15 protein-coding genes are annotated in these 13047 nt (G+C 35.5%); 10 read left to right on the top strand and 5 right to left on the bottom strand.

What is annotated here, in order from left to right; genetic code table 11:
• Window positions 1-45: 45 nt before the first annotated feature.
• Both luxS and J3U37_RS02235 read left to right on the top strand, forming a co-directional pair.
• Window positions 46-561: an S-ribosylhomocysteine lyase gene (gene luxS, locus J3U37_RS02240; protein WP_267373096.1), complete on the top strand. Its 516-nt coding sequence runs from the start codon at window positions 46-48 to the stop codon at window positions 559-561.
• A gap of 9 nt (window positions 562-570) precedes the next feature.
• Window positions 571-759: a 4-oxalocrotonate tautomerase gene (locus J3U37_RS02235; RefSeq protein WP_220217768.1), complete on the top strand. Its 189-nt coding sequence runs from the start codon at window positions 571-573 to the stop codon at window positions 757-759.
• A 190-nt stretch (window positions 760-949) separates the two neighbouring features.
• Here the strand turns inward: J3U37_RS02235 and ribA are convergent, their stop codons facing one another.
• Entirely contained in the window at window positions 950-1555 is a 606-nt protein-coding gene (ribA, locus tag J3U37_RS02230; RefSeq protein WP_220217769.1) for a GTP cyclohydrolase II, read from the bottom strand.
• A gap of 98 nt (window positions 1556-1653) precedes the next feature.
• On the opposite strand from ribA, the gene pgpB reads away from it, so the two are divergent.
• The 6 genes from pgpB (at window position 1654) to J3U37_RS02200 (ending at window position 7385) form a co-directional block, all read left to right on the top strand.
• On the top strand, window positions 1654-2373 hold the full coding sequence (pgpB, locus tag J3U37_RS02225) for a phosphatidylglycerophosphatase B (protein ID WP_267373095.1): 720 nt from the start codon (window positions 1654-1656) through the stop codon (window positions 2371-2373).
• 82 nt (window positions 2374-2455) lie between these two features.
• A complete protein-coding gene (locus J3U37_RS02220) occupies window positions 2456-2761 on the top strand; it encodes a LapA family protein (protein ID WP_220217771.1) in 306 nt (101 codons plus the stop codon).
• A gap of 11 nt (window positions 2762-2772) precedes the next feature.
• Window positions 2773-3951: a lipopolysaccharide assembly protein LapB gene (lapB, locus tag J3U37_RS02215; protein ID WP_267373094.1), complete on the top strand. Its 1179-nt coding sequence runs from the start codon at window positions 2773-2775 to the stop codon at window positions 3949-3951.
• A gap of 12 nt (window positions 3952-3963) precedes the next feature.
• Entirely contained in the window at window positions 3964-4746 is a 783-nt protein-coding gene (locus J3U37_RS02210) for a YchF/TatD family DNA exonuclease (RefSeq protein WP_267329809.1), read from the top strand.
• Window positions 4739-5854, top strand: coding sequence for a cupin domain-containing protein (locus J3U37_RS02205; protein ID WP_267373093.1), 1116 nt, complete (start codon window positions 4739-4741; stop codon window positions 5852-5854). The genes J3U37_RS02210 and J3U37_RS02205 overlap by 8 nt, the downstream gene beginning before the upstream one ends.
• A 289-nt stretch (window positions 5855-6143) precedes the next feature.
• Complete coding sequence (locus J3U37_RS02200) at window positions 6144-7385, top strand: MFS transporter (protein WP_267335244.1); 1242 nt, start codon at window positions 6144-6146, stop codon at window positions 7383-7385.
• Between the two features lie 104 nt (window positions 7386-7489).
• Here J3U37_RS02200 and J3U37_RS02195 read toward each other — a convergent pair whose 3' ends face one another.
• The 4 genes from J3U37_RS02195 to J3U37_RS02180 form a co-directional block, all read right to left on the bottom strand.
• Window positions 7490-7888, bottom strand: a complete 399-nt coding sequence (locus J3U37_RS02195; protein ID WP_267329807.1) for a hypothetical protein — start codon at window positions 7886-7888, stop codon at window positions 7490-7492.
• Between the two features lie 395 nt (window positions 7889-8283).
• Window positions 8284-8811: a hypothetical protein gene (locus J3U37_RS02190; RefSeq protein WP_267329806.1), complete on the bottom strand. Its 528-nt coding sequence runs from the start codon at window positions 8809-8811 to the stop codon at window positions 8284-8286.
• A 137-nt stretch (window positions 8812-8948) separates the two neighbouring features.
• A complete protein-coding gene (locus J3U37_RS02185; protein WP_220217778.1) occupies window positions 8949-9836 on the bottom strand; it encodes an SDR family oxidoreductase in 888 nt (295 codons plus the stop codon).
• 367 nt (window positions 9837-10203) lie between these two features.
• Window positions 10204-10635 carry a hypothetical protein gene (locus J3U37_RS02180; protein WP_267335240.1) on the bottom strand — a complete coding sequence of 144 codons (432 nt, stop codon included), beginning with the start codon at window positions 10633-10635 and terminating at the stop codon, window positions 10204-10206.
• Between the two features lie 485 nt (window positions 10636-11120).
• Between J3U37_RS02180 and ilvG the strand changes: the two genes are divergently transcribed.
• Both ilvG and ilvM read left to right on the top strand, forming a co-directional pair.
• Window positions 11121-12797, top strand: coding sequence for an acetolactate synthase 2 catalytic subunit (gene ilvG, locus J3U37_RS02175; protein WP_267373221.1), 1677 nt, complete (start codon window positions 11121-11123; stop codon window positions 12795-12797).
• Window positions 12798-12800: 3 nt separating this feature from the next.
• Complete coding sequence (ilvM, locus tag J3U37_RS02170) at window positions 12801-13031, top strand: acetolactate synthase 2 small subunit (RefSeq protein ID WP_267373092.1); 231 nt, start codon at window positions 12801-12803, stop codon at window positions 13029-13031.
• Window positions 13032-13047 lie beyond the last annotated feature (16 nt).

Below are 13047 nucleotides of genomic sequence, written 5' to 3'. Positions count from 1 at the left end.
CTATTGAATCAAAATAGCTAAACAAAGTAACTCAAGGAGAAAAATATGCCTTTATTAGATAGTTTTAAAGTCGATCATACTAAAATGAAAGCACCTTTTGTACGTGTTGCTAAAGTTATGGTAACGCCTAAAGGTGACAACATTACCGTATTTGATCTTCGCTTTACTGTTCCAAACAAAGCGCTATTACCTGAAAAAGGCATCCATACTCTTGAACATCTATTTGCTGGTTTTATGCGAGATCATCTAAATAGTGACAAAGTTGAAATTATCGATATTTCACCAATGGGATGCCGTACAGGATTTTACATGAGCTTGATTGGCCAACCTGATGAATCGTTAGTAGTCGATGCATGGTTAAAATCGATGCATGATGTGTTAAACGTTGCATCGCAAGCGCAGATCCCCGAGCTTAATGAATTTCAGTGTGGTACTTATAAAATGCATTCACTAGATGAAGCCAAAGCGATAGCAGAAAAGATTATTCAATCTGGTATTGGCATTTGTCACAATCAAGAAATCGCATTATCTGATGCACAACTTGCATCGATTAATCAGTAGGAGAAAACAATGCCAAATGTCGTGATAGACTTTTTAGAAGGTCGTACAATTGAACAAAAAAGAGAAATGGTAAAACGAGTAACCGCAGCTATTGCTGAAACGTTAAATTGTAAACCCGAAGCGGTACAAATCATTATTCATGAGTTGTCAAAAGATCAGTGGGCTAATGGTGGTCAGTTACGTTGCGACAATGATTAACTCAGTCAATTCCTTCGTTGATTTCCTGGTTAATTAAGTTTGCTAGTTTGCAAAGTCGTTTGGGTTTCCCTAATCACGTTGGATAATAATAACCTCAAAATTGTTTTAAAACACTTTTGAGGTATATCATTTTAAAAACATTTTGACCTTAAGTTTACATTGAATTGTGATTAATCACACTGGTCAGAATTTAATGATTACAATGATGTAGATGAAGCAAATGCCCCATTTTATTGGCTTTGGTTTCTAAATAGTGTTCATTATTTGGATTTTCACCCACTTCTAACGGAACTCTCTCGGTGATTTTAATGCCAGATTGTTCAAGAACTTTAATTTTTTGCGGATTATTTGTTAATAGCCGAATCTGGGATACCCCCAGTAAAGTTAACATATCGGCACAAAGCGTAAAATCACGTTCATCAGCCGCAAAACCTAACTGCTCATTCGCTTCAACAGTATCAAGCCCTTGATCTTGTAATGCATAAGCTCTTATTTTGTTGAGTAAACCGATATTACGTCCTTCCTGACGATGATAAATTAAAATACCCTGCCCTTGTTTTGCTATTTGCTTTAAAGCAGCTTCTAACTGAAAACCACAATCACATCGTAAACTAAATAAGGCATCGCCCGTTAAACACTCGGAGTGAATTCGGGTTAAGATTGGCGTTTGGTCGGTAATATCACCAAATACTAAAGCTGCATGTTCCTTTCCGGTTGCAATTTCCTCAAATCCGATAAGCGTAAAACATCCCCATGGTGTTGGCAGTTTAGCTTGGGCAACCTTTTTTAATTGCATTATTGTCTCCGTATAAAATAAAACACAGATAAGATTTTTTAAAAAACTTACCTTCCATGCTAAAATAGATAGCAATTTATGCTTAGTTGAGTTCTTAAATGGGGTTAGTAATTAAAAAAACAATAGCAGCACTGACTATTTTCTTAATAGTTCCTTTTGCTATTATAGCCACAAATTGGCATTGGCAACCAGAGTCAATAGATAATACCTCCAAATATTTTTTTTGGATTACTGAAACTGCAAGTTACCCGTGGGCGATCATCACTTCGATTATGCTCTTTGTTATGTTTTGCTTGTTAATTCCAAGAAAAACGAAAAAAAATGTTATACTATTGTGGTTACTATTAGTCATGGCTATGTTAGGCGGTCAGATAGTTAAAACAATCATAAAATCGCAAACAGCACAAAGCAGACCTTATGTCTTATGGCTGGGTAAAGAATATAATCTGAATGATAAACAATTTTACTCATTACCAAAATCAGAGAGAAAAGCAGTTATCCAAAATTTATTAGCCAATTCACACCCCATACCAAACTGGTTAGCAAAACATTGGCAAAGTGAAACAGGTTACTCTTTTCCTTCCGGACATACGTTATTTTCAGCAACATGGGCATTTTTAGCCATTAGTCTGCTTAGCTTTAGACGCCATTACATTATTGTTTCTTTGCTGGGTATTTGGGCTTTACTCATTGAATTAAGTCGAATATTGTTAGGGATGCATTGCCCAATTGATTTGATCTGTGGATTACTACTTGCTTGGTTAATTTCATTAATCTGCTGTTTTTATGCTAGAAAATGGCATATATTAGATAGATAATTTAGAAATTACTAATTTTGTAAAGAAGTTTCAGATTCTATAGACGTTTAAGTAAAAATAAATATAAACAAAGGTCAACATTATGAAATTTATCATATCAATTATCTTGATAATTGTTATTTTCGCCTTATCTATTGCTATTGGTTCTGCCAATGATCAAGTTGTGTCATTTAACTACCTTATTGCAAAATCAGAAATGCGACTTTCTGTTTTACTTGCTATTGTATTCGGTTCTGGATTTATTGTTGGTTGGATATTAACCGGCTATTTTCTTATAAAATATAAGATAAAACATATGGCAACGAATCGAAAACTGATAAATTTACAGAAGAAATATGACGAACAGATGTCAAATTTGCAACAAACGAACTTAACTAAAATCAATTAGAATAAACGATTATGTTTGAACTGTTATTTCTATTACTACCGATTGCCGCCGCTTATGGTTGGTATATGGGGGATAGAAATGCAAAGCAAAAATTTTTAAACCAATCTAACCGATTATCGCGCGAATATGTCGATGGTCTTAATTTCCTTTTGTCTAATCAGAAAGATAAAGCCGTTGATCTCTTCCTCGATATGTTAAAAGAAGATGACGGTACGCTTGAAGCGCATCTTACTTTAGGTAATTTATTTCGTTCCAGAGGCGAAGTTGATCGAGCTATACGAATACACCAAGCATTAATGGAAAGTTCATCGCTATCATTTGATCAACGTTTATTAGCCATTCAGCAATTAGGGCGTGATTATATGGTTGCCGGGCTTTATGATCGAGCAGAAGAGATGTTTTTGCAGCTGGTTGAAGAAGAAGATTTTCAGCAAAATGCCTTACAGCAACTGATAATCATCTATCAAGCTACCAGTGAATGGATTAATGCTATCAACGCCGCAACTAAACTAGTTAAATTAGGTTATACCCAATATAAAACCTATATTGCACAGTTTTATTGTGAATTAGCTTCACTGGCAATAGCCAATGATGATCTCGATCGTGCCTATAGTTTATTACAAAAATCGGCTTTAGCCGATGCCAACTGTGCACGAACGTCATTAATGCTAGGTCGGGTTTTAATGGTTCAAGATAAAACTGAGCAAGCTATCGAATCATTTAAACGTATTTTATATCAAGATAAAGCCTTTATTGGTGAAGCTTTACCTTTACTTAAAGAGTGTTATATAAATATTAATAATTTATATGAATTCCAACAGTTTTTAGAAGTTTGTGTCGAACAAGATTCCGGCAATATTGCAGAGTTAATGCTTGCAGATCTTATCGAACAGAAAAATGGCTTAGATGCTGCTCAATATTATCTGTATCGAATTTTATTAAAACACCCCAATTTAAAAGGTTTTTACCGACTGATGAATTATCATGTCGCTGATGCTGAGCAAGGTAAAGCGAAAGAAAGTTTATTACTTTTACGTAACATGGTTGGCGAACAAATTAAAGCTGTGCCTAATTATCGTTGCCAAAAATGTGGATTTACTGTCAATTCAATCTATTGGTTATGCCCTGCATGCCGCTCTTGGTCAACGATTAAACCTGTCCGTGATTTTGAACAATATTCTGATAATTAAAAGAGTTTTCTTATGTTTTTAATAGATTCGCACTGTCATTTGGACAGCTTGGACTTGAGCAACAAGTCCATTGAAGATGTTTTACAACACGCTACTGACAACGATGTTAAACACTGCTTAAGTGTAGCGACCACACTTTCTGGCTATGAATCGATGAAAAATTTATTGATGCCGTATCGGTCTCAATGCTCTTTTTCCTGTGGTATTCATCCTCTAAATTTAGATGATGAGCCCTATGATGCCAACCGATTTTTAACCTTAGCCCAACAAGACAATGTGGTGGCATTAGGTGAGACAGGATTGGATTACTACTACCAACAAGATAACATCGAATTACAGCAAGCCAACTTCAAAGCGCATATCGAACTTGGAAGAAAACTCAGTAAACCAATTATTGTCCATACCCGTAACGCTCGAGAAGATACACTGAGAATATTGAAAGATGAGCATGTCCATTCTGGTGTTCTACATTGTTTCACTGAAGATATACCAACAGCAAAACAACTATTGGACTTAGGCTTTTACATTTCGTTCTCCGGCATTATTACGTTTAAAAATGCAGAGTCACTTCGTCAAGTCGCCAAATTTGTTCCACTCGATCGCCTATTAATTGAAACCGATTCACCATATTTGGCACCTGTTCCCTATCGAGGTAAAGAAAACCAACCTGCTTATGTTCGGGAAGTTGCACAATATTTAGCAATACTTAGAGGGGTCTCTCTACAAGAAATTGCAAAGCAAACAACGCATAACTTTTGTCAATTATTTAATTTACAAGGGGCATTAAATGAGTAACAAGTTAAACATTGATTGGAATGATTTTTTAACCAACTATTGGCAAAAAAAGCCGGTTATCTTACGAGATGCTTTTAGCCACTTTGTTGATCCAATCACACCGGATGAGTTGGCCGGTTTGGCAATGGAAGAAGAAATTGACAGCCGAATTGTGACCAATAAAGACGGTAAATGGGACGCCAAATTTGGACCTTTTATTGATTTTAGCAATTTAGGCGAAGATCACTGGAGTTTATTGGTGCAAGCAGTCGATCATTGGCATGAACAAGCAGCAACCTTAGTGGAACCTTTTAAATGTATACCGCAATGGCAGTTTGAAGATTTAATGATATCTTATGCAACACAAGGCGCTGGTGTGGGTCCCCATATCGATAACTACGATGTATTTATTATTCAAGGTATGGGATGTCGCCGTTGGCAAGTTGGTGATCGTAATCCAAACTATAAACAATTTAGCGCCCATAAAGCCCTATTGCATGTAGAAAGCTATCAACCTATTATTGATGAAGAAATTACTGCTGGCGATATCTTATATATCCCGATAGGTTTTCCACATAATGGCGTATCAATCGGAGAATCGTTAAGCTATTCAGTTGGATTTAGAACGCAAACATCGCAAGAATTACTCAGTGGTTTTGCCGATTATGTTATTGATAATTTACCCAATGGAATTTTTTATCAAGACCCTGATTTGAAACTACCAAAAGATCCTTATCGAGTTCAGCCTTATGAGCTGGAAAAATTACAAAATCAGATGATTGATTTAATCAAAAATCCACAGCTATTTAACGATTGGTTTGGAAAACATATTACCATACCAATGCACGAGCTTAACATTCTACCGGTTGAACCAACTTATGATTTAGATGAGTTTGAAGCGTTACTTAAATCAGGCGCAAAACTACACCGAGTACCAAGTATACGGATAGTTAAAATTGAAAATGCCGGTTATATTCATGGCAAGAAAATCCCACTACCGATAGAAGTAATTGATCTGCTTTGTCAATCAGAAACACTGAGCTATGATCAACTGCACCATGAAGAAACGCTTAAAGTAATGCTTCATTTTGTTAATTGTGGATTCTGGTATTTTCAAGATCAGGAATAAAACCATAATTCCGCCGAATGGACTATCGGCGGAAAATATTGTTTTCCGTTATCTTAAAAAACTGACGTAAAAAAACAAAAAGAGTCTTTCTAAATTGGATTTTAATAATAATTGTACTTTTTAGTCTTTATTGTCGAATAAATATCACTATTTTCGCTTTTTAATTTGGATTTTTAAATGTTTTGAGTATATACTTGCCTCGCTTAACAACACCCTCCGTCTAAAGACGAATAGAACATCACCAAAATGCTGATATTTAGCATCTATCTTTTAATAATTAGAGGTACTCATGAAAACTCAAGCAGACATAGTCACGCAAGCTGAAAATGAAAGCATTGAAACAACGCCTTATCAAAAAAGAACACTTTTTGCATCAACTGTAGGTTACGCATTAGATGGCATGGATATGATGATATTAGGCGTCTGTTTTAGCCTAATTGGTGCTACCTTTAATTTGACAAATACCGATTTAGGTACATTGACGTCTGTTACCCTATTAGGGGCTGTGCTTGGTGGGATCTTATTTGGCGTCCTTGCAGATAAATATGGACGGGTAAGAGTATTTTCCTGGACTATTTTAATCTTCTCCTTTTTTACCGGTCTTTGCGCAATTTCACCTAATTATGAATGCTTTTTAGTTTTCCGATTTTTAAGTGGGCTAGGCCTTGGTGGCGAATTTGGTATCGGCATGACACTTGTTTCAGAAAGCTGGCCTAAAAAGAAACGTTCACGAGCAACAGCAATTGTTGCCTTAGGCTTTCAACTAGGTATTATTTTAGCCGCATTATCTGTTAATTTTGTCGGCGAAATCTATGGCTGGCGCTGGGTTTTTGCCATTGGTGTTTTGCCCGCATTATTTGTTGCTTGGACACGTAAAGGGTTAAAAGAGCCGCAAATCTGGCAAAATTTAAAAGATCAAAATAAAAATAAAATTGCCATTCATAAGCTTTTTAAAAGCCCAAAAACAACCGCAACCACAATTGGATTAACTATAGCGTGTGCCGTACAAAATTTTGGCTTTTATGGATTGATGGTTTGGATGCCAAATATGATAGCCACCGAACTTCAATTACCATTTAAAAACACGATGTTTTGGACTATTTCCACCACCATTGGTATGTCGTTAGGTATTATTATCTTTGGTTGGCTTTGCGATAAAGTCGGACGACGTCCTTCCTATATTATATTTCTTCTCGTTTCCGCGATATCTATCTGGTTCTATTTTCAACAAACGGATATGCTGGTACTTATCATTTTCGGTGCTATTATTGGCTTTTTTGTTAATGGTATGATGGGCGGATATGGTGCTTTACTCGCTGAACATTACCCAACAGATGCCCGTTCAAGCGCTGAAAATATTATCTTTAATGTAGGACGTGGAATTGCCGGCGTCTCGCAAGTGCTTATTGCTTATTTTGCCACGGTATATTCTATTAGTTATGCTCTGGCATTACTTTCTGCCGCTTACTTATTGTCAGCTGCCGCATTTGTGTTTTTAATACCCGAAACCAAAGGTAAACAATTAGATTAATTATTTAATACAAATACAATACTGTTGCCCTGTGTTAACAGGGCTAACCTTTTATAAACAAATAATTTGCTACCAGAAAAATAAACTAACAAATTTTTGGGTCATCACTTATCGCATTCACTGGGTTTAATCGATACAGATGATACTTCTTTATTATTAAGAAAATAGCTGAACCTTAGACCGTTTGGAAAATTTTCTTTAAAAGCATTCAATTCCGAGTCAACTTTACAATACTCTACAAGTGTTTCTACGCGGGTATCATCTTGAAACGCTTTTGATTTCAACGTTTCTTCATCTAATCCTTCAAAATCATACCTATAAACTAATATATCATCAATTGCGTCTACATCTGTCAGTGTTGTATGTTCGTCATATTTTATCGGCAGTTCTTTTCTTATCATTTTAATGGCTAATTGTTGTTGAGCGTTCTTTTTTTGAAAATTATCACAACTAAATAAGACCAAACTGCTAGCCATTATTATGGCTAATTTTAAATATTTCATTTCATTACCTTACAATTGAAATTAACGATTAACTTATTGTTGATTAAAACCAATGGTGCTCAATGCAATTTTAATCTTATAACATGATTTTACAATGATTAATTTGAGCACAATTAATATTGTTTGCAAAAAGTACGCTTAGTATCATCTGTAGGTAAGTATAGATTGAATATCGCTATCTGTAATCACTTATACAAGGTATCAATCAATAATATTAAAATAGCGATTAACTCATCTTAAAAATGATCAATACCTTAAAGTGTTTATTCAAATCAACTTAATGAGTTTATATAAACCAGCCATGCAATAAAATGTTGGCTTTGAATAATAGCTGATGTTTCGCAAATAAAAAAAGGGCTACTATCAGCCCTTTTTCTTCGATCAAATATTGGAAACTATCTATTATCACAATCACTTGGTTTAACATTGAGTGATAATACTTTTTCATCATTGATATAATAATTATGATTAGCGCCATTAGGGAATGCTAATTTTATCGCATTTACCGTAACATCTTTACTGCAATAGACATCAAGTAATTTATTAAATACCATTTTTTGATTACTATCTGAGTCAAATGCTTCTTTAGCTATCCCATTAACGGCATATTTATAATTAATTGTTTTATCATCTTTTGATACATCTACTAATGCCGTATTTTGATCGATCGTCAGTGGTAATTCTTGCTTAATACCTTTGATTGCTAAATCTTGCGCTAAATTATAATTACCTTCTTTTACTTTATCTAAAATATCTTGCGTTTGTGATTTGGTTTGTTGATAGAGATCTTTGGCTTTATCACTAATTTCAGCACCAGCTTGTTCCGCTTTTTGTTGAAGGTCATTAACAGTTGATTTTGAATTATCACAGTTAACTAAGAAAAGACCCAATACAGCTAAGGAGATTACTTTAAAAAGTTTCATTTTATTGCCCTTGTTTTTATTTTTGACTGTGGCGATGATGATATGACTCACTATCGCCCCTCGATTGAAATAAGTTAACTTCCTAGCACAACATAACAGCAAAATGACCATAAGTTATTTTGCTGTTAAAATGATGATTAGTTAGTATGCATACCACCAGTAACACCGTAAGTTTCAGCCGTAGTATAGCTAGATTCTTCAGAAGCTAAATGAACATAAACACCAGCAAGTTCAACCGGTTGCCCTGCACGTTTTAACGGCGTTTGCATACCAAATTCAGGGATAACATCACTTGGCTGACCACCACAGACTTGTAATGGAGTCCAAACCGGACCTGGTGCCACACAATTGACACGAATGCCTTTACTACCTAATTGTTTAGCTAATCCTCGAGTAAAAGCAATGATTGCTGATTTAGTTGATGCATAATCTAATAAATTAGCACTAGGTTGGAAGGCTTGAACAGATGACGTTGTAATAATAGTTGATCCTGGTTTTAAATAGCCTAACGCCGCTTTAGTGACCCAAAATAATGAAAAAACATTGATCTCAAAAGTTTTCTTAACTTGTTCTGTAGTCAATTTCATAATATCTTCAACCGCAGTTTGTTTACCTGCAACTAAAGTTAAATTATCTAAACCACCCAGTTTAGTATGTGCTTGCTTAACCAGCTTTTTACAAAAATCTTCATCACTTAAATCACCGGGAATTAAAACTGCTTTACGTCCAACAGACTCAATAACTTTAGCAACCTCTTTCGCATCTTTTTCTTCATATGGCAGATAGTTAATTGCCACATCTGCACCCTCTTTGGCATAAGCAATTGCGGCTGCGCGTCCGATACCTGAATCTCCCCCAGTGACAAGCATTTTACGTCCAGCTAAGCGACCGTGACCATGATAGCTCTTTTCACCACAATCAGGGATTGGTTTCATTTCACATTGTAATCCCGGCGGTGTCTGTTTTTGTTTTGGGAATTTAGTATGATGATATTTTTTGGTTGGGTCATAGGTTTGTTCAGTCATAATTTTCTCCTAAGTTAGGCTTGTATTTGTTGACAAATTCAATATAACTTAAATGAAATCAATTAATAATCACAAAATCCTATTGTTAAGCATATTTTATATCTTTAAAATATTTAATTAATTCAAGTAATTATATTTATTAATAATTAAAGATCATCTATTTTTAAAGTTTAATAAAACGCTGTAAATCATAGGTAGAGATAAAGTAGAAATTCAATCCACAATAAAGACGGCTTTTCACAATTAATCCCGTAATGCTTAGGATAATTATGGTCGATCCATTGGTGTTGCTACGCGATGTAGTCAATTTAGTTTATCAAATAAAGTTTAACTAAACTAGCGATTATAAATGATAAATATATGTGCGTTAATTTAGCTGACAATCTGCCGGTGTTAGCTCGATAATCACAACTTCTTTATCATCAATAAAATAATGATAATTTGCACCTTGCGGAAAGGCTGTTTTCAAATCTTGCATATCCTTGTTATTTTCACAATATGCCTTAAGTAATTCCATACGAATTGTACTAAGTGTGGTGGTGAGTAATAAAGCTTGTTCGGGTGTATTGATGACTCGATATTGATAATTAATGGTATCTTTATCCTTATATACACCAAACAGTGTTGTAAGGCTATCAATCTCGATAGGTAATGCACTTTTTATCGGATCGATCACCGAGTCTTGTAATGCGGCATTTGGATTATTACTGGCTTTATTATCAGAAGATTGCTTAGCATTATCACAACTAAATAAAACTAAATTGATCATCAAAAAGAAAATTATTTTAATACTTTTCATATTGATATCTCTTATTCGTTATTTATTATTCATGTTATTACCAGCATTAAGAAGCAATAATTTAAAATAGCTTATTGCTCAGCTTCTTATTTTGATTAATATTTATACACCAATATTAGACAAATTACCAAAAAAACAGTAAAAATAGTTATTTTTATACTTAAACGTAGGTATTTTCTGAAACTTCTTGACAAACATTTGTGGGTACATGACAAAAGCGTTAAAAAACAGTTGCACTTTTTTTTAAATCGAGTATTTTGTTTAAAAATAATTTTAGAAAATGACAAAAAATTAATATTTAACATCATGAAATTTTCACTCAAAATCGTCCTCATCAACATTATTGTCAGCGTGGTCATTATTCCAGCGCGGGGGCGTTTTTTGAATTAAAATATGTTCATACATTAAATCAAAAACCCCCGCCCCTAAAAGCGGGGGTTTTTTTATGAACAATGGATGAGCAAAATATGACAAGTGAGGAAGAAATGTTAGGAACACAGTGGATAGTAAAAACCTTAAAAGAAAAAGACGTGACCACCGTTTTTGGTTATCCCGGTGGGCAAATTATGCCTCTATATGATGCGCTTTATGACGGCGGTATTGAACATGTGTTATGCCGTCACGAACAAGGTGCCGCAATGGCCGCAATTGGTTATGCACGTTCTACCGGTAAAATTGGCGTATGTATTGCCACATCGGGCCCCGGAGCGACCAATATTATTACCGGACTTGCCGATGCACTTATTGATTCTGTCCCAGTGATTGCAATAACCGGTCAAGTTCCTACAAATTTAATTGGCACCGACGCCTTTCAGGAAGTTGATGTTTTGGGTTTATCGCTTGCCTGCACTAAACATAGTTATTTAATCGATAATCCGCAAAATTTACCCAATATTTTGCAGGAGGCTTTCACTTTAGCCCACTCAGGCAGGCCGGGACCAATATTAATCGATGTTCCGAAAGATATCCAGCTTGCCGACCTTGACTATCAACACTATTTAACGCCTGCCAATAAAAATTCTTCTGTTAATAATGCTCAATTATTCCCAATTTCTCAAGATGAGATAAAACTTGCTAAACAAATGATCACCGACGCCAAAAAACCTATGTTATATATTGGTGGCGGCGTGGGGCTTTCTGGCGCAATAACCGAGTTAAGAGACTTTATGTCACTGACACAAATACCGAGTGTCTCAACCTTAAAAGGGCTTGGCGTTGCTGATCTCACTAATCCTTACTATTTAGGGTTGGTCGGCATGCATGGAGCAAAAGCCGCTAATTTAGCGGTACAAGAGTGCGATTTATTAATTGCGTTGGGAGTACGCTTTGATGACAGAGTGACAGGCAAATTAAATGAATTTGCTCGCCATGCTAAAGTGATCCATGTTGATATTGACCAGTCTGAAATAAACAAATTACGCCAAACACATTTAGGATTACAAGGCGATATCAAACAGGTTTTACCCCAACTCGATGTTACCGTATCAATAGCCAATTGGCATAAAAGAGTTGAAGAATTAAAAACATTACACCCTACTCGCTATGATCATCCCGGTGAGGCAATTTATGCGCCTGCATTATTAAAAAGGATTTCAGAACGTAAACCGCAAAATACCATTATCACCACCGATGTTGGACAACATCAAATGTGGACTGCACAGCACATGCGTTTTACTCACCCGCAAAACTTTATTACGTCAAGTGGGCTTGGGACAATGGGATTTGGTTTGCCGGCAGCTGTCGGCGCACAAATGGCCAGACCTGATGACTTAGTTATCTGTATATCGGGCGACGGCTCTTTTATGATGAATGTTCAAGAGTTGACCACGGTTAAACGCAAAAAATTACCCGTTAAAATTGTACTAATTGATAATCAACGCTTAGGTATGGTTCGTCAATGGCAAGAGCTATTTTTTAATAAAAGATACAGTGAAACGAATCTATCAGACAATCCGGACTTTTTAATGCTGGCTAAAGCGTTTGATATTCCCGGTCAAACGATCAGTAAAAAATCTGAAATTGAGCCTGCGCTCGATACCATGTTTAATGCGCCGGGCGCTTACCTTTTACATGTTTGCATTGATGAACTGGAAAACGTTTGGCCATTAGTTCCACCGGGCGCAGCTAATGAAAATATGCTTGAAAAAAGTGCTAAGGAGTAAGTGATGAACACAAAAACACAGTATCAAGTCACCATAAAAGCTTATGATAAATTGGGCTCACTTGAACGTATTTTACGCGTAGTTCGTCATCGAGGTGGACATATTGAAAAAATGCAGATGCAGACAGTTGAAAATGAGCAGTTAATTCTATCTTTACTATTAACAACCGAACGTTCACTTTCAACTTTACAAAATCAAGTTGCAAAATTAGCCGATGTCATTGCGGTTAAATAACAATTTTTAGTGATTT

The organism is Gilliamella sp. B3172, from assembly GCF_026536465.1.
Classification (GTDB): domain Bacteria; phylum Pseudomonadota; class Gammaproteobacteria; order Enterobacterales; family Orbaceae; genus Gilliamella.
Note: the sequence above shows the minus strand (reverse complement) of the source record. Positions and strands in the feature narration are given on the sequence as shown.